The sequence below is a fragment of the Candidatus Thiodiazotropha sp. AKAK3 genome, assembly GCF_058244645.1.
This window is the reverse complement of record NZ_JBSYOQ010000024.1, coordinates 11288-32288: the sequence shown is the minus strand read 5'-3', so window position 1 is coordinate 32288 and position 21001 is coordinate 11288. Positions and strand designations below refer to the sequence as shown.

Here is a 21001-nt window from a genome sequence, read left to right as displayed (position 1 = left end):
ACCGAACTACTATTCTATCTGGACGCTGGGTTAATATGTTCGATCGGCCAGGAGTCTCAAGATGCCAAAACATTGCCTATCTATACCGACAAAGTTATCTCTGATACTGCTTGCCATCTTCGCAGCATTCTCAATTCAGGCAGCCAATCTGAGTCTGGAACGGCGTATTTCAGAGGCACTCGATAATCCCAGTCTGTCAGGTAAAGCCGTCTGGCTGGAGGCAAATGAGGGCCGTTTTCTGGCCATCTACGAACCCAGCAGCGCCAAGCTGAGCCTTGGTGGTGCTCTGATTCTGCATGACGCCGGCACCCATGCCGACTGGATAGAGGTCATTCAACCTCTTCGGCAACATCTATCAGAACAGGGCTGGAATACCCTCAGCCTGCAACTGCCTGCTACAGAATCCCGTCCCGATCCTCGTACTACCCAGAGTCTGTTGGAAAAAGCATCCCCCCGCATCCAGGCAGCCATCGACTATTTAGATCCACAACAGCAACCCACACTGGTTCTGGTAGGCCACGGCTTGGGTGCCACCATGGCACTGCACCACGCAGCCAAACAACCCAATCAGCGGATCAAGGCTATCGCCGCAATTGGCCTGAGTATCGACACAGAGGACGAATCAACACCAGCAGCCCAGGCAATCGCACAACTACAGATACCTCTATTGGATCTGTTTGGTAGCCGTGACCTGACAGCCGTCAGGGAGAGTGCGGCAAAACGACGCCAAATCGCTTCTATGAATGGCCGAGAGGATTATCGACAGGAGAAGGTGAATGGTGCCAACCACTTTTTCACAGGATTACAGAGCAGCTTATCGCACCGCATCCATGCCTGGCTGAAGCGATCAACGAGCGACGCCACAGGTGAGCGCTAATCTTCTCTCATCAACTTTTTGATCCGACGCACATAGTGGCGAGTCTCTCCTGGCGCATGGGACTCCACCTGGATCCAGTTTTTTACCTCGCCTTCAGTTTTTTTAGCTTTTCGGTAGGCTCGTAAAACATTGCCATAACCTGCATTGTAACTGGCCAGAGCAAAGGCCAGACGCTCCTCTGTTGGCAAACCTTTTTTCCACTTACGATAGAGCATGCGGTCATAGTAGACCCCTGCTGCGATATTCCAGCGGGGTTCGTCTATGTGGGTAAAGTGGGGGTTGTCCTCCTTGATCTCCGCATAGGTGCCCGGCAGGATCTGCATAATCCCTTTGGCCCCAGCCGGACTCGAGGCACCCGGCCTGAGCCCGGATTCTGCTATCCCCTGCGCCTTGAACCAGTGCCAATCGATATGAGGACCAAAGTAGTGCTTGGTATATTTTCGAAAATAGTCATCGTAACGATCACTCCAGTGATCATCTTTGACATTTTTGAAAGGGCCTGCAACTACCAATCCGGGTAGTAATAGCAGTAACAGAAAACTACGCAAAGGCATAGGGCCGACTAATTCAGACCGAGCCCGATCACCAGGCCCAGGGCTGTGCCTATGCCGACGAATATCCCCATGATCATGATCCCAACTGCAATATTCCCCTTCTGCAACTCATCGGGAATACTGAAATTGACGATATGGCTGAAGACCTTGCAGCCAAACCACATAAAGAAGATCGTCAGCGCCCCGCCAATGATCACGTAGACAAAATTGAGCAGGATGGGGTCTAGGCTATCGGTCATTTCTCCCCTCCCAGGGACTGATTGAGTAACAGAGTAAGACAAACCAATGGTGCTGCAAGATCAGCCCATGGAGCGGGCTTCTTTGATGCGTTCGTAGGCCTTCTTTATCTCATCGGTCTTTTGGGCTGCCATCTTCATCATCTCTTCGGGCAGTCCTTTGGAGACCAGCTTGTCAGGATGGTGCTGGCTCATCAGGCGTCTATAAGCCCGCTTTACCTCTTTATCGGGCGCATCGGCAGAAACATTAAGGATCGCGTAGGCATCCTCCAGTGAGACCCCTTGCGACCTGGGGGGAGGTTGGCTGCCTGTGCCGCCATAGTGGGATTGAGCCTGGACCATGCGCACAAGCCGCCGAAAGGTGAATTCAGGGACATTCAGCAGTTCGCAGATGTGGAGTAGCAGCACCTCCTCTTGCCGGTCCATTTGACCGTCCGCATAGGCTGCCTGGATCTGAATTTCCAGAAACATCTGGATCAGGGTCTGGCGACGATGACACTCCTGGCGAAACTGGATCACCACATCATCCAGAGGAAACTGATCTGATTTACCTTCACTGAACAGATGAATGGCGGTCTGCCGCATCTCACTGGAGAGCGACATTTGGCTCATCAGGTTCTCAGCCAGTCTGATCTCATCCTGAGAGACCCGTCCATCAGCCTTGGCCAGATGTCCAAGAACCGAAAAAGTCGCGGTAAAAAAAGCAGTCTGAACCCGCTCCTGATCCCCTGGTCCCCAACTGGCACTATCGCCGGGAAGCGCTTTCAAGCCTTTATCGAAACGATGCCCTAAAGCCGCACCCAACACGGCACCCAATGGGCCGCCGAGCATAAAACCAAATGCACCACCTACCAGTTTTCCCCACCAGCTCAAGGAGTTACCTCACTAAATTAGCATTCGAACCCACCATCTGAAATCATCTTCAGACAATCATGCAGGTTGTTTTGATACGCCCACGATCGGGCAATCAGAAAACTATACCTCAGCTTGTACTGGATAATCTATTTGCCGTGTAGATATTGTTCGTCACTGAATGAGTAGACCCAGGCAGGAAAAAACACCACCATCATGGTGATGACCCAGCCATTGATCAGTGCCTCAGGGAAAAACATCAATGGAAAAAACGGCATCACCGTGACCTGTAATTCAGCCAGGGTATAGGCTCCGCTCAGCACCAGTAACATCATAGCCAGATAGCCGCTTACGTAGCCAACGAGCCAGGCAGTAAAAAAACCATTACCCAAGACATAGACAAAAAACTGTTTTGGTAACCATGTGCGTAGCAACACCAGAGAGATCTGCGACAGGGTAATTGGCGCCAGTGCAACTGTCAGGAAACTGACCACAAAGCCTTCCCATCCAGATCCAGCGTTCAGAGTCACCGCGAAGAGAGCAAGAGAGGCGATAATAATCGCCATAGACCAGCCAAACATCAGGGTTATGACCGTGACACCGAGCAGATGAAAGGAGAGACCAGCCTGAATCTGGCCACGCATATGCCATAGCACGATCAAAGCCACAACAGCACCAAAAAAGACGTGAAATTGATTTTTTTCTGTAAGTCGACGCCAATAAGCCAGCCGTAAGGCGATCAGAAAACTTGCCACAAACAACCCTGCCATTCCAAGTAGCAGGTTTCCGGAGAATAGATCACCATCCAATTCCATCGATTTTCTTCCTTTCCTCGGCGCAATAATTAGCTATGCTGAGCGCTGATGACAGAACACACCAGATAATATGGGAGAGCCCTATGATTTACCGTTCCCTCGGTGACAGCAATCTCAAAGTCAGTGCCCTCAGTCTGGGTACCATGACCTTTGGCGAACAGAACAGTGAGGCTGAAGCCCATGCTCAGTTAGACCGGGCCATTGACGCCGGTATTAATCTTATCGACACAGCAGAGATGTATCCGGTTCCGCCCAAAGCGAAAACACAGGGCGAAACCGAGCGTCATGTCGGCAATTGGCTTGCCCAACGTGGACGACGGGACCAACTGGTACTCGCCACCAAAGTCGCCGGTCCCGCAGACTGGCTCAACTACCTGAGGGACGGCAATCTGCACCTCGACAGAAGCAACATCGAAGCCGCATTGAACCAGAGTCTGCAACGTCTGCAGACAGATTACATTGACATCTATCAGCTGCACTGGCCGGATCGCAAGACCAACTACTTCGGCCCACTGGGTTATCAACACCCTGAACATGAGGAGGCCACCCCAATCGAAGAGACCCTGGAAGTTTTAGGGGATCTGAAAAAAGCAGGAAAAATCCGCCATATCGGTGTCTCCAATGAGACCCCTTGGGGGCTCATGCGCTACCTGCAGATTGCCAAGCAACACAACCTGCCTAGAGTGGTTTCCATACAGAATCCCTACAGCTTGCTGAATCGCACATTCGAGATCGGCCTGGCGGAAATCGCTCACCGAGAGCGCTGTGGTCTGTTGGCCTACTCACCGATGGCATTCGGTGTCCTCTCTGGTAAATATCTGGGTGGCAGGATGCCAGCCAACGCCCGCCTGACCCTGTTCGACCGTTTTACCCGATACACAAACCCACAAGCTGCTGCTGCAACCGAACAGTATGTTCAGCTGGCCAGAGAGCATGATTTGGATCCGGGACAGATGGCACTTGCCTATGTGACCAGCCGCCCCTTTGTGACCAGCACAATCATCGGTGCCACCACCCAACAACAGTTGGAAAAGAATCTTGCAAGTATCGACACCGTGTTGAATAAGGAGCTATTGGATGGCATTGAAAAGATCCATTTTCAGCATCCAAATCCAAGCCCTTGACCCACCGCAACAACTCACCGGATTCTAGAACGAAAGCATATGATCCAGCTTAAAAATGGGCTACAGTCATGGTCATAAGCTTGTTTTTCCAACCACTATTATTTCTCGTCAAATTGTTATGGATCTACAGGGAGAGATCCAATATCGTCCGCCAACACGAAGACACTGAAAAGTAGAGAAGATCAATCATGAATAGACCTGTAATCCGCATTGGCTCATGGTTTAAAACAGTCAACGGAGACCAATTTGAAGTTGTTGCTCACGACTTGGATGAGGGGGTTATTGAAGTCCAGTTCTATGATGGCACGGTAGAAGAGTATGATCTGGATGACCTTGAGGAACTCGAGGTGAAACCGATAGCGCCACCTGAGGATTGGGCGGGCTCCTACGATCTCAGCAAAGATGATTACGGGGTAGATCTTGATCAGCCTGCCGGTGACAATCATGCCAATCCATTCGATAACCTGGAAGATAAGGATTAGGGCCTGTTTACTCTATTCGAATTGGCCCTAGTTAGACGAACGTCTCTTTAAAGCGTGCCTTTTCTGGTTGTTGATCTGGCTAACAGCGGTTATTGCATCCCTTCTCGCACTGTACGATGGGGTCGTGCCCACGGCATAAGGTGGAAACAGTATAAAGCCACCTCTCGCTTCTTCATTACACCCACTGATTAACCGCTAATATCAACCCTATTGGTGGGGCATGGCCCCACCCTACCCAGTGTGTAAACTTGCATTCGATATCAACTAAGGCTGAGGAAGTGCGGGTGATAGTCGTCCTGCTCCGACATTTAGATATAGCTGCAGGCCGGCTCTTGTTATGGGCGGTACTTTTATTACCTTAGATATCACGCAGTTGAATAGGGAGTGCAGCTTAGGCAAAGTGGATCTAAGCAAGACTTTTGGACGTAACACTTAATAACAAAGCGGGAACAATTCGATTGAACCTGATCTGACGTCACTAAAGTTTGCCAACCCAGGGCCGTTATTAAAAGTAACAGCGGCCCTGATTCAAGTAAGATACAGGAGGTGTAAGATGAAAACAGTCTACGATATGAGTACTGGCCAGATTGCTGAAACCGGTCTCGAAGAGGCGTCTGTGCATCAAAACGCACCTAACGCAGAATATGCAACCGAGCTTGAATTGGGTCTGCAGCCCGTAATCTCCGAATCGTCCACGAAGAGAGCTTTACCACCTGAGCTGGTCCTGGCAGACCTAAATGCCTTTCTCGAGAAGATGAGCTAACAGGTTAAGGCAGAGACTTCGTGACTCACAAGCCGGGCCTCAGGCCCGGCTTTTTTCTAGCTGCTGAAATTTCATTGCAGACCTCAAACTGCCACTGTAAATTGTAAAAATACCCTCGCCCTCTGCAAGGGTGTGGCCATACCCCACCCGTAAATTGTAAAACATCCTCGCCCTCTGCGTAGGGTGGGGCCATGCCCCACCATCCAGGTTATGGAACCGCAAAAAACCCAGTTACTTGGATCACTACCAGCAACATCTGTAAACCGGTTCATCCGGTGGTTATCGTTTCAGTTGGAGATGGCGCGGCAGGGCCGCACCCTACCCTCGAGTTTATTCCGCAGCTTTCGTTTTTTCTGCGCTTATCCCTCTTCTCAAAACGGGACAACCACCAAAATTCCATGTTAAGACGTAGAGTGGGGCCATACCCCACCCGTAAATTGTAAAACATCCTCGCCCTCTGCGTAGGGTGGGGCCATGCCCCACCATCCAGGTTATGGAACCGTAAAAAACCCAGTTACTTGGATCACTACCAGCAACATCTGTAAACCGGTTCATCCGGTGGTTATCGTTTCAGTTGGAGATGGTGCGGCAGGGCCGCACCCTACCCTTGAATTTATTCCGGAGTTTTTTTTACTGCGCCTCTGTATCGAATTAACTGAACTTTTTCAGGCTACCCCAGTTCAATCAAAACCTGTCCGCTATCTATCCTTGCAGGTATCGATTGAAGTGCATCACCAGCGCAGGGACCTCGCAGACAAATACCGTCTTCAATACGAAACAGGGCACCATGGGTTGCGCACTGAATGTAGTTATTGCTCAAATCAAGAAACTGGTCGGGTTGCCACTCAAGATTAATCCCAGTATGTGGACAATGATTGCGGTAGGCATAGACCCGGGATGCTTTACGTACCACAAGGATTTCCAGAACCTCGTTATTAAACTCAATGGTAAAACCTCGGCTCCCTGGGTCACTGAACCCATCTAAATCACAAATCACTTGCCACGATGACATGCTATTTCACTGCTGCTTCTGGGCCAGGCCTGAAACCTCCTGAAGCTTTCACAAGTTGCCCTATAGCCCTTCTCTACCACACTTCTCTCCCGCAGCCTGAATCGCATACCTCAGCGCCTCCATCGGATCATCCCAATGATAGAGCCCGTGTATCAAACCGGCATTGAAGACATCACCAGCCCCTAGCGTATCTATTACCTTCGGCGGCTTGAAGGCTGGCAAAAACCGGGCACTGTTATCTCCAGTCTGAAACCAGCCACCCTCCTCCCCCCAGGCAAGAAAACAGAGCGCCCGAGTAGTAAAGGAGGCTATATAATCAAACAGCTTTTGTGCACTGTCCAAACCCTTTGCGAGTGCATAGGCTCTAGAAACCATAACCACATCGGCATAGCTCAAACACTGTTCCAAATCATCCCGTGGCTTTTCAAGTTCAATTGAAACACGAGCATCCGTTCCCTGCTCTCTTACTCGCTTTAGCATCGCCAGCGTAGCCTGAGGGTTGCGCCCTTCAAAATGGAGCCAATCAAAAGCGCTTAATTCAACTTTGGAGAAGTGACTTTCGTTATACTCAGGAAGATTTCGATAGTGAACTATGGTACGGGATCCCGTTGCCTGACTGGAAATAATGTAGGAGGTTGGGGTTACACTGCCAGTCTCTACAGAGGCCCAGCGGGTATCTATAGCGGAAGCAATCAGCGCTTCCTTAATGAACTTACTCTGCTCATCATCTGCCAGCATTCCGGCCCAACTACAGCGGTGCCCAAGGCGACTCAAGACAGTGAGTGTGTTACAGGCGTTCCCGCCTCGTCGAAGCTGTTGTGCTGTGGCTCGTATCTCTTGATCTTCTTCTGGAAAAACATCTACCCGATTGACGATATCCAGGGTTGCGACACCAATTGCCAGAATATGCATCGGAGATCGTTAACGGGTAGCGGGACTATTTACGGCGGAACAGGCGGCCCAGGGAGTTACGCTTGGGATCAGAAGGATCAGTTGGATCTCTGGAGTCCATTTCAGTCATCTGTGATCCTGGGTCACTGACTGGTGTAGTGCCGGCATCCAAACCACCTGTCTTTCTGAGCAAAAGTTCCAGCTTACGTTTAAGTTGATCCACTTCCTTATCTCTATCTTCGATAGAGTCCTCCAAAGCGCGACATTGGCTTTGGGATAGTCGTAACAGATGATCCTTCTCTGACAAAGACTGCTGCATGGAGAACATCTCCTGACGGCTGGCCTGTAATGCAGCCACCTCATCCACATCGCGACTGCTGGAAGTTGAGACTTTGGATTTCGCACGCCTTACCTCTTCCCGCATATGTTCGAGATCATCTGCCGCTTGCCTGCGCACCATATCCAACTCGGAACGCAATGCATTAACTTGTTCATCAACACCAAAAGATTGTACATCCTGTATCTGCTCAACATAGGTCTCGATGACACTGCGTAACTCACCCACTTCACGGCGCATACGTGAGGCTTCAGCACTGGCCTCATCCCGCTCAGTTTCAAGATTGTCGGCCTTGATGCGCAACTCCTCCATCTGAACCAGAAGGTCGTCGGCCATACTGGAATCCGACATCTGATCACGCATACCGCTCATCTCAGAGTTGAGATGATCATTCTCGTTAGCCATGTCCGCATACTGTGAGCGCATCTCTGTCAGCTGTTTCGCATATTGATCCCGCTCTTGAGCCAGACGCTCCTTCTCATCGTTCAACGTCTCCAGATCTTCACCGAGCATCTCGATGGCGGTTTCCTGCACTTCACGCTCACGTCTCAGCACATCAGCCTGACGAGCCATTTTTTCGCTCTTTTCGCGCTTTTTCCGCTCGCTCTCCAGGGCGACTCGAAGTACATTCACCTCGCTCTCAACATCGTCTGTAAGTTGACTCTCCATCTCCATCTGCACTTCACGCAGACCTTCAACTTCCCGCTTCAGGCTGACGATCTTCTCTTCAGCCTGGGTTAATGCCTGTTGCTTTGTTTGCAGTTCATCGCTGGCCTGGGCCTGTTGCAAAGATTCGTTGGCACTCTCCAGCTCTGACTGTATGGCCGCCTGCTGCTGTCGACTATCCTGCAACTCCTTGACCAACTCCCGCTCCCGTTGTTGCATTTCGGTCACGGCTTGCTGGGTAGATTCCTTTTTCTCTGCAAGTTGCTTTTGCAGATCAGTCAGTGAGGCTTGCAGTACCTCAACCTGCTGTTCTGAGTCTTGAGCGCTCTGCAACTTCTGCTGCAGGCTCTCCTCAGTCTGTTGTTGCGTTTCCCGCTCCTCATCGTATCGCTGCTGAAGCTGCTCCATCTCACTTCGCACACTATTCAGCTGCTGCTCCAACTCCTCTCTTGAGCTAGCCAGAGCATTACGGTTGAGCTCTATCTCTGCCATTGCGGCATTGACTGACTGGGTCATCTCTTTTTCTGTTGCCAAGTCAGTTTGCAGGCTTTCGATAACGGACTCTTTATCGGACAACAGACTTTCATGGTTCTGCTTCGCCTGCTCCAGCTCTGACCTTGTCTCATTCAACTGCTGCTGTAACGCCGCCTTATCTGACGCTAAAGATTCACGGCCTGCCTCAATCTCTGCCAGCGAGAGATTAATAGAGTTGGTACTCTCTTTTTCAGCGGCTAATTCGCTTTGCAGTGCCTCAATGGCAGCGTATTGATCTGATAACTGAGATTCATGATCCTGTTTGAGCTGATCCAGCTCTGATCTGACTTCGCTTAATTGCTGTTCCTGTGTCCCTTTATCACTCTGCAACTGCTCCTGCTCAGCCAGTAACTGCTGATGAGTCTGGTTGAGTTGCTCGAGAGATTGTTTCGCTGTTTCCAGCTCGCCATAGACACGACTGCTATCTTGCTGTTTTTCATTCAGCTCGTTCTGAAGCGTATCAATACGCTCTTGCAAATCAGCCTGTAACGCTGCGAGCTGTTGCTCAGCCTGATCCTTTTGCTGGACCATCTCCTGCAACACTGACTCCCTCGACGCCAGGGTCTCTTCAATAGACTGCTTTGTCTGTTCAACATCGGTGAGTTGCAGAGTTGCGGCTTGCACAGCCTGCTCAGCTGTTTCCAAAGACTGCTTTAAGAATTGTGAAGTCTGGTGTTCCTGTTCAAGACGCGCTTCCGATTCAACCCGCCTCTCTTTCTGTTTGCGAGTTGCCTCCTGGGCCTCTTGTAATTTATCCCTCAGCCTGACCAACTCTTCATCGCTGTCAAAGTGAACCTCTTCCAGCGCATTCTCTAGCTGCTGTTCACGCTCCAGCGCATTTTCCTTTTCCAGATTCAAAGCAGCAATCTGTTGCTGTAACTCGTTGATCTCTTCTGAGGTGTTATCCTGCTGGGTCTGCAACTCTTCCAGCGTCTTATTCAGACCGGCCTCAGCCTGTTCCAATGCACTTTGACGCTCTGCCAGCTGTTCATCCAGTTGGCTCTTCTCACTCTGCAGCTGATCTTTCTCAGCACGGGCCTGCTCTAAATCAACCTGAAGTAGTTGCATGGCATCAGCATGAGCTGCTTCGGCCTCTTGAATTCTACTACGCAGCGCCTCCAGCTCACCCACCAGGCCCTGTCTCTCTTCCTCAAGACTATCGATCTGCTGCTGCAGAACAGACGCCCTTGTCTGCTCCTGCTCAAACTGATCTTTCCACTCATCCCTCTCCTGCTCCATGGCAACCTGAGCGGAGCTCATAGCAGCCAACTGCTGCTCTAAATCCTGCTTGAGCTGCTGTAACCCGGAAACCTCATCACTGGCTTGCTCTGCAGTCTGTTTGGCGTTCTCAGAGAGGGTTTCTATCTGTGCAGTAAGTTCATCTACAGTCTGTTGATTGAGCGCCTGTTGCTGCTGCAGCTCTTGCTGAGCCTGCGTCAGGGCCTGCTGTGCCTCTTCGAACTGCTTCTGATAGTCTGCTTCTGCCTCAGCAGCACTCTGCTGCTGCTGGCGTAATTCATCTTCAGCTTGAGCCAGGGATTTTTCTATCTCTTCGAATTGCTGCTGATGCTGCGACTCTGACTCTGTGCTCTGCTCTTTTTGCTGCTCTAGTTCTGATTGAGCTTGAGCAAGAAACTGCTGAACTTCTTCAAGCTGTTGCTGATACTCGGACTCGGAGTCAGCGGCGCGATCCCGTTGCTGTAGTAGCTCATCCTGAGCCTGAGTGAGGGCTTGCTGAATCTCTTCAAGTTGCTGCTGATACTGAGATTCCGTCTTGGCAACATGATCTTGTTGCTCTTGCAACTTACCAGTCAATCCCTCCTGCTCTTGACGAAACTGGGTTAAATCACTGTGGGCCTGCTGGTGGGATTGCTTCAGCTCATCATGGGCCTGGCTCAGGCTGTTTATAGCTTCTGAGAGCTCCTCATTACGGGCTTCTGAGTCTTTTAAAGACTGAATCAGATCATCACGTTCTTTCGATAAACGCTCTAAATCGTCCGCAAGCTGCTGCTGCCGACTCTCGGTCTCCTGCTGCGCTTTCTGTAGCTCATCCCGCTCCCGGGTAATCGCGGCCAAACCATCTTCAGCCTGCTGGTGATAGCTCTCAGCCTCACCCTTGAAAGCAGCTATTTCAGCCAGTAGCTGCTCACTTTTATCTCTCTCTTCCTGGCTGCTTTCCTGAGCATTCTCAAGTTCGAACTGTAACTCTGTTATCTGCTCTTTGAGACGTCCCTCACTCTCTTCATGGCGGCCATGAATCTGCTCCAGCTGCTTGTGCAGCTCATCGCTATGCACTCTGACATCATTGGCATGCTGTTTTGCACTGTCCATCTCCTGCTGGCTCGTCTCCAGACGAGACTCCAGTTCCTTGATGCGCTGCTGCAGTGCCTGCTGATCAGCCTCACTGCCCTCTTGCTCGGCCAATCTGGATTCCGCTTTCTCCAAGCTGTCACGAAGCTGCTCCACATCCTGCTGCAGCCCTGCTGCTGAGTGAGCCTCTTCTTCGCCGCTTTGGATCCGGCTTTTTGCAGCAGTAAGCGCTTGGCGTAACAGTTTTATTTCAGTTTGTCTCTGCTCCAGTTCCTGCTGAAAATGTTTACGGGTCTCATCGAGCTCCTTCTTCATGCGATTCAATGCGGCGATATGTTCCTCAGCAGACTCGGCAGCGTTTGCACCATCATCTGAATCACGATTGAAATCTATGACATTGTTGACCAGAAGCTCGCTCTCATGAGCCTTCAGGCCGACCTCTTCTGCCAGCTCAGTCCAGTTGGCAGCGACAACGAACACCTCTGCGCCGCGCTCAGTAAGGAGATAGGCCGCAGTAGCTGACTGACCAACTTCCTCACCATATACGACGTACGGACGATCCAGGGTAAGACTCGAGGCCTGAAAGCGAAGTGAGAAAAAAGGTAGATTGATTGCCCCGGGAAGGTGCCCCTCTTCATACTCCTCAGGGGCACGAACATCCAGCCAAAGGGCTCCATTTACGACATAATCGGCCGCTTCGCTGTAGTCCAGTGCTCGTGAGAGAGGCTGTTTGACCAGCTCGATGAAATCCTGCTTATTCAGTCGCACCAAGATCCCGTCAGTATCCATCACCACAGAACTGCCCCGGGGCTTGTCTGAAATTAGCGCCTCTTCACCAAAGCCCTTGCCTGCCTTAAGTCTGGCCAACTCCACTGGAGCATGGCTCTTCTCTGGCTGCCGGGAGACTACACACTCCCCTCGACTGATCAGATAGAAATAATCCCCATCATCACCTTGATTGATGATGACATCGCCGGCACTGACATGAACCTCTTCCATACGCATCATTACACGCTGGAGATTTGCAGGAGGAATTTGTTGAAAAACAGGGGATTGCAGCAATAGACTCATCCAGTCGCCACTGCTTGGCTGATCGATGCTATTCACTTCATAGCTGGCACTATGGCTACGTGCCAGCATATCACTCAGCATACGGCTGTCGATCCGGACATAGTTTACCGCTGTCCTGGCCTGGGCAGAGTGTTTGCGAGGCAGCTGATGAGCCAGAGCAAAACGCGCTGTTGGCGTACCGCTGCTGATTAAATCCATCTCTTTCTGCCCGGACAATAGCGCTACAGTACCTGACAGGAGGTATACATTCTGGTGATCTGTATCACCTTCACGGAATAGATAATCACCCTTCTTAGCCTTTTCCACCACAATTTGGCTAAGTAGATGACCTAGCTGTTCCTCTGAAAGTGTATTCAGTGGTACCAGGTTTTTTAGAAGAACATCGTCGCTTTTACTATTAGGCACGGCCATTCTTTTTGCGCTCAGGAATTTTGATCCTAGTTCATGAGGGGTTGCTTCGCTCCTCTATGTAACGGCACTCTGAATAAAAAGCTGAATGGGAATCTACCTCCTCCATTCATAAAAATTGAACACGTTTGCATTTTTACCCAGAGCCGGGAAACCATAGCTATCCTGCTGGTTTATTGCAACGATACATATCAAAGGGTAAGTATAAAACCTTATGAAATCATTAAAAGGTGTTATTGCGGCCGGACATACTGAAACAGCAGAGGCCGCAACAGAGATATTAAGGGCTGGAGGCAATGCATTTGATGCCGCTATCGCAGCGATGTTGACGGCTTGCGTTGCAGAACCAGTACTGGCTTCCCTTGGAGGAGGAGGATTTCTCACCGCCTGTGCAAAAGACCAGTCTCCGCAACTATTTGATTTTTTTACCCATACGCCCAAACAGAAGAGACCCGCAGAGGATCTCGATTTCTATCCAATCGAAGCCGATTTCGGCACTGCCAGCCAAACCTTTCATATCGGCCTGGGATCGGTCGCTACCCCAGGTTTCATTCGTGGCCTGTTTTCAATCCACAAACACCACTGCCAACTCCCTTTATCAGAGCTTTTCAAGCCAGCCATAGAACGGGCAAAAAATGGGGTGGCTATCAACCAATTCCAGGATCTGATAGCAACTATCGTAGCCCCCATTCTTCGTGCCACGCCAGGATCCATGGCGTTAAATAGTTCTCCCGCAGATCAAACACGCCTGATATCCGAAGGGGAGTGCCACAAACAACCTCAACTTGCCGACTTCCTTGACGCACTGCAACATGAAGGAGAGAGACTCTTTTACAATGGAGAGGCGGGCCAGAGCCTGATCAAAGCGTGCCAACATCAGGGTGGACATCTACGCCAAGAAGATCTTTCTGATTATCAGGTAGTGGTGCGAAAACCATTACATTACACCTATCGGGATGCGCAACTTTATACAAATCCACTACCTTCAGTCGGCGGTACGCTGATCGCATTCGCATTGGGATTGATCGCAAACCATACAAAACAGACAGCATCCATGAGCCAAGGATCAGCACTACGCCTGCTTGCCAGAACCATGCAATTTACACAACAGGTGCGTCAGGAAAATAGACTGACTATGGCTCAAATTCTTAATCCGGATATAGCCGAGGCATATCAGCGCAAAATGATAGAAGGTGGCCTCTCCACGCGGGGGACGACCCAGATCAGCATTGCTGACGCCGAAGGCAATCTGGCCAGCATGACCCTTTCCAATGGTGAAGGGTGTGGATATATCATCCCCAATACCGGCATCATGATGAACAATATGCTGGGAGAGGAAGATCTCAATCCAGGAGGATTTCATCAATGGCCCGAGGACAGACGCCTCGCCTCAATGATGTCACCAACTCTGATCATGTCCAAAAATGGCGATGCCCTGGTAACCGGATCAGGTGGCTCCAACCGAATTCGCAGCGCAGTTTTACAGGTAATCCTCAACCAACTTGACCACCGTATGGCCCTTGCAGAGGCCGTTTCCAATCCCCGTATTCATTTTGAAAACGACTTGTTGAGCATTGAACCGGGATTCGACAAAGCACTATGTCATGACCTATTGGATGAATTTCAACATCAACAACATTGGAAACAGAAAAACCTCTTTTTTGGTGGTGCACATAGCGTTATGTTGGATCACAAGGGTAATTTGAGTGGCGCTGGAGATGAACGACGTGGTGGCGTCAGTCGCATGGTTTACCAGTATTAACCCGGCGACTAAGTATGTCGTCTTCAGGGTTTCACACATAACAGCTCACCAGCAATCCTGAATAACCTCAACAACCCGGTATTCTTACTGCCCCAACATGTCACGCTTCAACGATTTGGTGACGGGCTCACTGCCAATCCATATCTTCAGTAGTCCCTGAAAAAAGTCATCCCCTGGGATAGTTGCCTTCTCATCGCCCTTTATTCTGACTCTTGTTCCCCGACCAGGAAAAAAGTCCAACTCTACCAAATCACCTTTATATAAGGTCTCAAACAGACTGTTAAAATGCTCAAGCCGCTCTCCCAGCTGATTCATCTCCTGTTGTGAATGGTTAGCTTTAAAGCCATCGCTCCACCCTTGAATGAGTTTTTCACGCTCAACTTCAGAATAGAGCATTCTCATCTCCACTCTTGCCGAGCCACTGTTTTTTACTATTACTGACGACTGATCACTCTTCTGTTCTAAATAGAGCGCTGCAATATAGATATCAAAGAAAAACTTCTCCCTGACACCTGCCCCATTCAGCACGAGTTGAACACTATCCCCCTCTCGTTGAATCGATTCAGGCAGGGAAATACCGGCAACCTCTTTTGCAAAACCATGAGACAAGTTAATCAACAGCAAAAAGCTCAATACAATTCGTTTCATACAATCCTCCAAAAAAACTCAACTGTTTATAAAAATGGCCGATAGGGTGCTAACTCCATAACAGGAAAAAGTAAAAACAGCCAGCCTATGGTCAGCTAAAACCCTGTATCTGCATATCAGTTGTGCTTTTGCAGCAGATACAAAAACTATCAAATAGACGATATACACGAGCCATTTCTGCTTACAAAAGAAGACTATTGAACAGTTAATGACATACGTCATATACCGAACATGCAGAATAGAGTAGTAATCTCACACCTAAAATATGCAACGCAAACCCAATCCAAACAACTACGCTTTATACATGCTTTACAGGAAGGAGAAATATACTTTTATGTAAAAAGCCAGTATAAAACTGCCGATTCATGTTTAACTATCGAAAAACTGTGTTATTTTTAACACACACCCCTGTCACTTTTCAGAAGGAGCAAACCCTATGGTTGCAAAGAAAGCCGCGAAAAAAACTGCGAAAAAAACCGCTAAGAAGAAAGTTACTGCTAAAAAAGTAGCAGCTGCACCACGCCTGAAGGCGATCCAAGACAAGCAGACTAAAACACAAATTCTTAGTGCAATCTCTGAAGAAACTGATCTTTCCCGGAAAGACGTTGCCGCAGTTTTCGCCTCATTGAACTCTCTTGTTACCCGCCATATGCAGCGCAGAGGCTCAGGTGAATTCACCATCCCCGATACTGGAATCAAGGTTCGTCGCGTTGTGAAGCCAAGAACCAAAGCCCGCATGGGACGCAATCCTGCAACTGGTGAAACCATCAAAATCGCTGCTAAGCCAGCAAAAACAGTTGTAAAACTCACTGCACTTAAAGCATTGAAAGATAAGATCGGTTAGCACCATATGCTGCCGTTGCAACTCTGTAACGGCAGTATTCACTACCTTAAATTTCCAACTCTTCCCGCCGACCAGAGATATTAATCAAAGACTGCTCCCTTACTTTCATATCGGGAACAGACCTAATCCGGTAGAGAAATCTCCAACTCATCACCCTGCTGCGATAGCTTGAGATGCTTTAAAAAACTCATACCAAGCAGAACTTCCCGTTCAGGCATGTTGGGCAATATTGATGCCTTCACATTTCGCATTGTGATCGGACCCAACTGCAAACTATCGATCTTGGTCAGCCAACTTCGAACCACACCATTCGCTGTACGACTTTGACTTGGTGCACCAGGACGAAGACCTGCCTCTTCAGCCAGTTTTGACGATACCGCTACCAAAGTGGCGCCTGTATCGAGCAGATAGATAACATCGACACCGTTGATCTTTCCGGGGGCTACATAGTGCCCGGCCCGGTTGCGCTTAAGCACGACAGTTGATGAATCTTCAAGACCAGAGGTGACCATCAGTTGTCGATTGGGGTTGTTCTGATGCTCGATCCATTGGGAAAACAGCACAGTAAGCAGCACCAGTAGCGACACCCATGCTGCAACAATCATCCATCGACCAAATTTCTGCTGATCACTCATAAATTTAAAGCTCTGGGTGGGAATATCTATCTTTGGCCTACAGGTTGATAGCAAGAGCAGACTCTGACTGTTTCAAACCAAACTGCCTATTACCACTATTCATTGAATTCCACAGACGCTGGAAATAAGCCAGATAGAGGATGATTTAGTTACTTCAACTGCTTTAAATAGTGTAGCGGGCTGGAATGACAAAGAGATCCAGCCCGCTGTTTATTCCAGCTAATCTCTACTGACGGTACCTTCTATTGGGTGACTTTGAACGCATTTGGTTCATGAAATATTGGCGATAGAAGGCCAGCGCACTGTTACCATTGGCTGCCACATCAAACACCTTCCAACCCGATTCACTGCGATAGAATCGAAAATCGATATTTGCTGGATACCCTCCTGCCTGCAGAATACCCACACGTACTTTCACTTCATTAGGACCTGCAGGTCTTGGGCGATAGAAACGGACATCCTGATTGCTGTAGCTGCCCAGCCTTTTTGCCAGAGTACTCAGCAGCATCTCTTTAACCTTAAATCCAAGCTCGGCTTTCTGCTGATCATTCATATGCCGCTTCATCGGCCCTGCTGCCCAATCTGCCATATAGTCAAAATCGAAGTATGGCGCTATCTCAGATTGCAGAAATGCAGCAACCATTTGAGGGTCACGCTGGTCTGATTTACGAAGAAATTTAAGCAGCTTGGTTATCCCCTCGCGTAAAACCACGCCGGGCCCAGCCTCTTGTTGCACTGGCTTCATGGCGCCAGGGTAGGGCTGTCCATAGCCGTAGTTTGGTACTGCATATGCACTGCCTGATAGCAACAGCGTCAATGCAGCAAAACTAGTCAAGGTTCTATTCATATAATCCTCCGGTGGTAGTGTGAGATCATCTATGTGATCTTTAGGCAGGTTGCCTAGCCAAATTGTCAAAATCAAGCTTTTTTAAGTCGATCCCATGGATCGGAAACTAGCGGTTAATCCGTGACTCTGTATGTACTATAGGTTCCCTTGATAGCCTTCCTGCTCAAGCAACAGACCCAGCGAAAGAACCTGAATAGTATCTATAAAAACTATCAGGTTGTTATTTTTTTATAGATATCAGCTACTTTGAGAGGCAATCTTTCCACCTCATCAATCACTGTATAGTTTGCCGCACCATACATGTGTGGTAGATAATCCTGCCCCTGTTCATCAATCGTGATACAGAAGGCGTGTATCCCCTGCCGTCGAGCTTCGAGCAGCGACTGCCGGGTGTCCTCAATACCATATTGGCTTCGATAGTCGTCGTGGTAGTCATCCGGTTTACCATCAGACAGGGTGATTAGCAGCTTGGTTCTCGCCTCGATTTCTGACAAACGGTAGCTAAGATGCCTAATTGCAGCACCCATTCGCGTGTAATCTCCTGCTTTAATACCACTAATTCTGGCCTTAACTTCATCATCATAAGATTGATCGAAGGTTTTAACTGGAAATACTTCACACCGTTTGCGACTCATCCCGGTAAAGCCGTAGATCGCATAACGGTCACCCAATGTTTCCAATGATTCAGCCAATAAAACCAAAGCCTCACGTTCCGCCTGATTCACCCAACCCTGGGTAGAACCGGACATATCAACCATAAACATAACCGCGATATTGCGCTCCTGACGATGCATACGAGTGAAGAGCCTGTCGCTCATTTCCAATCCCATATGTCGGTCAGCCCAGGTCTCCACGAAAGCATCGATATCAACCCCATCACCATAGACTTGCCGCTTCAGCAGATGATCCTCATCCCTCATCGCCTCAAATGCTTTACGAAGACTACTTAACAGACGCTGGTACTTTCGCCTGACCTGATCGACAAAACCATCATATTTTTCTTCGACTGGCATCTCTCTGACAACACACCAGGATTTACGGTAATGTTTTCTACGATAATCCCATTCGTTATAGAGAAAAGCACCATCCTCATGGTAGGTACCGCTCCACACATCCTCTGCACTTAACCGCTTTTCCCCCAAGTCTCGATAGTCATACTCACCTGCACCAGCGGGCACCAGATAGTCATTAGGGATATCTCCCAAGTCCTGAATAATCGAGGAGATGACCCCTTTGACATCTTCAGGAACAGGCATTGATTTACCGTTCATCAACAGCTCGATATAAATCTCTTCATCCAGCTTTTGACTCTCCTCCTTATTTATGGAAAATCTCGGCCGTGTCTCAGGCTGATCATCCTGATGCTGCTTCATCTCATCAGCAATTGCCTTCAGTGACACCCTGAATTGTGCCTTTTCACGCTTCAACCGCTTGATTAAAGCTGCCTGTAGCAGTTGAGGTTTTAAAACCCCATGAAAGAGACTCGCTTTTGGAATTGATTTTCCAAGACACTTTACAGCCAATCTCAGGGTGTCATCGGCGCAGGACTCTTTTTCGCGAAGTGGTGCTGTAAATTCGTGCCACTCCATTGAGGGAGATTCACTCTCGAGCAAGGTTTGCAAACGACTTAAATCACGATATAAACCGGGGAGCTCTCTCGATAGACAGGCGTTCAAGCGCTCCACTTCGAGTCGATGAAAACAGCGCAGCAAACTATCTGATGCCGGATGGTTGATCAACTCATCAAGCAGATCATTCTGAATAGTTCCAAATCTTGTTTGTGCCCAATGAAAAGCAACTGCCGCCTTATAGAGGAGAAAATTATCTCTTTTAGTCGGCAGGTGTGCCATAACTGCAGGAAGGTAGATCACCTCTCCATCTGTGAAGAGTTGATCATTGAGTTCAAGTTTTAACTTTCGACCACTAAGACCATGCACAAAAGGCAAGAGTATAGCGACCTCCTCTTCAAACAGTGCAGCTGAAGCTCGCTCTCGTCCCTGTTGCACAAAAAGATCCATTTGCTGAATGACTTTTAAGGCAGAATGCAGACCAGAACGATCATAGATATCCATCGCTCTCAACACCCATGCCTCAATCATGACCTCGTCCATTAGTTCCAAGGCACGCTGTCCCTGGTCAGCGAATTGGTAGGCGATCTCGATATTTGTGCTGACGATACGCCTGGTCCAGTCGAGAATAAATGTCTGTTGCACTGATTCCAGCTCAACCAGTTTCATAGCGATTTTTTCTGTATTGCGAAAACTGAATTCAACCTCGAAATAGTCATCGAGAAGAGCGACAATCTTTTCAAATGAGAGCTTGCTCTTCATCTCAAAACAGAGACGCACTCAGTTCATTTACCGCCGCCAGCATATCGGGGTCATCGGTCAATGCCTGAGCAATACAGGTACGGCAGGCAATCACTGGCGCCACGCCACTTGCTATCAATTTTGCTGCATGTACCAGTAGGCGGGTCGATGCGCCTTCATCCAGTCCACTCCCTTTGAGGTTTCGAGTCATATGCGCAAACTTCACTAATCTGGCTGCGATATCTGCGTCAATACCAGACTCCTTTTCAACTATTTTTTGCTCCAAAGTGACTTCCGGATAGTCGAATTCCAGCGCGACAAATCGTTGTCTTGTACTCTGTTTCAAATCCTTCAACACACTCTGGTATCCAGGATTGAATGAGATGGCGAGACAAAACTCCGCTGGTGCTTCCAACAATTCACCGACCTTCTCCATTGGCAGTACACGCCTGTCATCAGCAAGAGGATGTATCACAACCGTAGTATCTTTTCTTGCCTCCACCACCTCATCGAGATAACAGATACCCCCGGATCGAACAGCCACAGCCAGTGGTCCATCCACCCAGACAGTCTCACTCTCTTTAACTAAAAAACGTCCCACCAGATCGGACGCTGTCAGATCGTCATGACAGGAAACTGTAATTAATGGCCGTTTCAGCCGCCATGCCATATGCTCCATAAAACGTGTTTTACCGCAACCGGTTGGCCCTTTCAGCAACACCGGTAAATTGTTTTTATATGCGGCATCAAACACCTCTATCTCATCATTGACCGGCTCATAATAGGGTTCATGCTGAAAAATATGAGCTTCTGGCTTAAGAATTCTTGCCTTCAAAATTACCCTCTCAAAACTTTGTGCCACTGCAAATATCAGCTGACGTTAGTTATCTATTTACCGAGTACAGGATTTACAGGCCGTACAGTTCAGGCCTAAAAATCAGATCATCCCGGAGATTTTTTATGCCGATGAGCTTGTAGGCAAATCGATCGACCAAACACAAACTGTCCGATTTTTAGTTTTCAA

At 49.0% G+C, this 21001-nt stretch carries 18 protein-coding genes; 6 read left to right on the top strand and 12 right to left on the bottom strand.

Translation table 11 applies throughout. The annotated features are described in order from the left end of the window. The first annotated feature begins 61 nt into the window (after nt 1-61). Complete coding sequence (locus AC4IE7_RS03975; protein ID WP_490775511.1) at nt 62-877, top strand: alpha/beta fold hydrolase; 816 nt, start codon at nt 62-64, stop codon at nt 875-877. Here AC4IE7_RS03975 and AC4IE7_RS03970 read toward each other — a convergent pair. The 4 genes from AC4IE7_RS03970 to AC4IE7_RS03955 all read right to left on the bottom strand — a co-directional run bounded on the left by AC4IE7_RS03970 (nt 874) and on the right by AC4IE7_RS03955 (nt 3334). Next, nucleotides 874-1431, bottom strand: coding sequence for a transglycosylase SLT domain-containing protein (locus tag AC4IE7_RS03970; RefSeq protein WP_490775510.1), 558 nt, complete (start codon nt 1429-1431; stop codon nt 874-876). The genes AC4IE7_RS03975 and AC4IE7_RS03970 overlap by 4 nt on opposite strands. Nucleotides 1432-1439: 8 nt before the next feature. Continuing rightward, a complete protein-coding gene (locus AC4IE7_RS03965; RefSeq protein WP_490775509.1) occupies nt 1440-1670 on the bottom strand; it encodes a DUF350 domain-containing protein in 231 nt (76 codons plus the stop codon). Between the two features lie 60 nt (nt 1671-1730). Further along, nucleotides 1731-2540 carry a co-chaperone DjlA gene (gene djlA / locus AC4IE7_RS03960; RefSeq protein ID WP_490775508.1) on the bottom strand — a complete coding sequence of 270 codons (810 nt, stop codon included), beginning with the start codon at nt 2538-2540 and terminating at the stop codon, nt 1731-1733. 128 nt (nt 2541-2668) lie between these two features. Continuing rightward, nucleotides 2669-3334 (bottom strand): energy-coupling factor ABC transporter permease, encoded by a 666-nt coding sequence (locus tag AC4IE7_RS03955; protein WP_490775507.1) that lies wholly within the window; start codon nt 3332-3334, stop codon nt 2669-2671. An 83-nt stretch (nt 3335-3417) separates the two neighbouring features. On the opposite strand from AC4IE7_RS03955, the gene AC4IE7_RS03950 reads away from it, so the two are divergent. The 3 genes from AC4IE7_RS03950 to AC4IE7_RS03940 all read left to right on the top strand — a co-directional run bounded on the left by AC4IE7_RS03950 (nt 3418) and on the right by AC4IE7_RS03940 (nt 5703). Then, nucleotides 3418-4458: an NADP(H)-dependent aldo-keto reductase gene (locus AC4IE7_RS03950; RefSeq protein ID WP_490775506.1), complete on the top strand. Its 1041-nt coding sequence runs from the start codon at nt 3418-3420 to the stop codon at nt 4456-4458. 188 nt (nt 4459-4646) lie between these two features. Next, nucleotides 4647-4940: a DUF6763 family protein gene (locus AC4IE7_RS03945; protein ID WP_490775505.1), complete on the top strand. Its 294-nt coding sequence runs from the start codon at nt 4647-4649 to the stop codon at nt 4938-4940. Between the two features lie 553 nt (nt 4941-5493). Next, nucleotides 5494-5703: a hypothetical protein gene (locus AC4IE7_RS03940; protein WP_490775504.1), complete on the top strand. Its 210-nt coding sequence runs from the start codon at nt 5494-5496 to the stop codon at nt 5701-5703. Between the two features lie 670 nt (nt 5704-6373). On the opposite strand, the gene AC4IE7_RS03935 is transcribed toward AC4IE7_RS03940, so the two are convergent. Genes AC4IE7_RS03935 through AC4IE7_RS03925 form a run of 3 tightly spaced genes read right to left on the bottom strand, consistent with a single transcriptional unit; the run spans nt 6374 to nt 12929 of the window. Then, nucleotides 6374-6715 (bottom strand): Rieske (2Fe-2S) protein, encoded by a 342-nt coding sequence (locus tag AC4IE7_RS03935; protein WP_490775503.1) that lies wholly within the window; start codon nt 6713-6715, stop codon nt 6374-6376. 60 nt (nt 6716-6775) lie between these two features. Then, nucleotides 6776-7627: a PfkB family carbohydrate kinase gene (locus tag AC4IE7_RS03930; RefSeq protein ID WP_490775502.1), complete on the bottom strand. Its 852-nt coding sequence runs from the start codon at nt 7625-7627 to the stop codon at nt 6776-6778. Between the two features lie 25 nt (nt 7628-7652). Further along, nucleotides 7653-12929 (bottom strand): cyclic nucleotide-binding domain-containing protein, encoded by a 5277-nt coding sequence (locus tag AC4IE7_RS03925; RefSeq protein ID WP_490775501.1) that lies wholly within the window; start codon nt 12927-12929, stop codon nt 7653-7655. 217 nt (nt 12930-13146) lie between these two features. Here AC4IE7_RS03925 and AC4IE7_RS03920 point away from each other — a divergent pair, with 217 nt between their 5' ends. Next, on the top strand, nt 13147-14694 hold the full coding sequence (locus AC4IE7_RS03920; protein ID WP_490775500.1) for a gamma-glutamyltransferase family protein: 1548 nt from the start codon (nt 13147-13149) through the stop codon (nt 14692-14694). A gap of 84 nt (nt 14695-14778) precedes the next feature. On the opposite strand, the gene AC4IE7_RS03915 is transcribed toward AC4IE7_RS03920, so the two are convergent. Further along, complete coding sequence (locus tag AC4IE7_RS03915) at nt 14779-15342, bottom strand: chalcone isomerase family protein (protein WP_490775499.1); 564 nt, start codon at nt 15340-15342, stop codon at nt 14779-14781. Between the two features lie 436 nt (nt 15343-15778). On the opposite strand from AC4IE7_RS03915, the gene AC4IE7_RS03910 reads away from it, so the two are divergent. Next, complete coding sequence (locus AC4IE7_RS03910; protein ID WP_490775498.1) at nt 15779-16186, top strand: HU family DNA-binding protein; 408 nt, start codon at nt 15779-15781, stop codon at nt 16184-16186. A 122-nt stretch (nt 16187-16308) separates the two neighbouring features. On the opposite strand, the gene AC4IE7_RS03905 is transcribed toward AC4IE7_RS03910, so the two are convergent. The 4 genes from AC4IE7_RS03905 to AC4IE7_RS03890 form a co-directional block, all read right to left on the bottom strand. Next, the gene (locus AC4IE7_RS03905; RefSeq protein ID WP_490775497.1) at nt 16309-16821 is read right to left on the bottom strand and encodes a retropepsin-like aspartic protease family protein; all 513 of its coding nucleotides are present in this window, start codon (nt 16819-16821) and stop codon (nt 16309-16311) included. Between the two features lie 226 nt (nt 16822-17047). After that, nucleotides 17048-17668, bottom strand: a complete 621-nt coding sequence (locus tag AC4IE7_RS03900; RefSeq protein WP_490775496.1) for an MlaC/ttg2D family ABC transporter substrate-binding protein — start codon at nt 17666-17668, stop codon at nt 17048-17050. Between the two features lie 212 nt (nt 17669-17880). Continuing rightward, nucleotides 17881-20016 (bottom strand): nitric oxide reductase activation protein NorD, encoded by a 2136-nt coding sequence (locus AC4IE7_RS03895; protein ID WP_490775495.1) that lies wholly within the window; start codon nt 20014-20016, stop codon nt 17881-17883. Next, entirely contained in the window at nt 20000-20812 is an 813-nt protein-coding gene (locus tag AC4IE7_RS03890) for a CbbQ/NirQ/NorQ/GpvN family protein (protein WP_490775494.1), read from the bottom strand. Before AC4IE7_RS03890 ends, AC4IE7_RS03895 begins: the two co-directional genes overlap by 17 nt. Between the last annotated feature and the right edge of the window lie 189 nt (nt 20813-21001).

Bases quoted from the DNA above. Each gene is read 5' to 3' on its own strand.
- AC4IE7_RS03975 (WP_490775511.1), top strand. From the start codon at position 62: ATGCCAAAACATTGCCTATCTATACCGACAAAGTTATCTCTGATACTG.
- AC4IE7_RS03970 (WP_490775510.1), bottom strand. From the start codon at position 1,431: ATGCCTTTGCGTAGTTTTCTGTTACTGCTATTACTACCCGGATTGGTA.
- AC4IE7_RS03965 (WP_490775509.1), bottom strand. From the start codon at position 1,670: ATGACCGATAGCCTAGACCCCATCCTGCTCAATTTTGTCTACGTGATC.
- AC4IE7_RS03955 (WP_490775507.1), bottom strand. From the start codon at position 3,334: ATGGAATTGGATGGTGATCTATTCTCCGGAAACCTGCTACTTGGAATG.
- AC4IE7_RS03950 (WP_490775506.1), top strand. From the start codon at position 3,418: ATGATTTACCGTTCCCTCGGTGACAGCAATCTCAAAGTCAGTGCCCTC.
- AC4IE7_RS03945 (WP_490775505.1), top strand. From the start codon at position 4,647: ATGAATAGACCTGTAATCCGCATTGGCTCATGGTTTAAAACAGTCAAC.
- AC4IE7_RS03940 (WP_490775504.1), top strand. From the start codon at position 5,494: ATGAAAACAGTCTACGATATGAGTACTGGCCAGATTGCTGAAACCGGT.
- AC4IE7_RS03935 (WP_490775503.1), bottom strand. From the start codon at position 6,715: ATGTCATCGTGGCAAGTGATTTGTGATTTAGATGGGTTCAGTGACCCA.
- AC4IE7_RS03930 (WP_490775502.1), bottom strand. From the start codon at position 7,627: ATGCATATTCTGGCAATTGGTGTCGCAACCCTGGATATCGTCAATCGG.
- AC4IE7_RS03920 (WP_490775500.1), top strand. From the start codon at position 13,147: ATGAAATCATTAAAAGGTGTTATTGCGGCCGGACATACTGAAACAGCA.
- AC4IE7_RS03915 (WP_490775499.1), bottom strand. From the start codon at position 15,342: ATGAAACGAATTGTATTGAGCTTTTTGCTGTTGATTAACTTGTCTCAT.
- AC4IE7_RS03910 (WP_490775498.1), top strand. From the start codon at position 15,779: ATGGTTGCAAAGAAAGCCGCGAAAAAAACTGCGAAAAAAACCGCTAAG.
- AC4IE7_RS03905 (WP_490775497.1), bottom strand. From the start codon at position 16,821: ATGAGTGATCAGCAGAAATTTGGTCGATGGATGATTGTTGCAGCATGG.
- AC4IE7_RS03900 (WP_490775496.1), bottom strand. From the start codon at position 17,668: ATGAATAGAACCTTGACTAGTTTTGCTGCATTGACGCTGTTGCTATCA.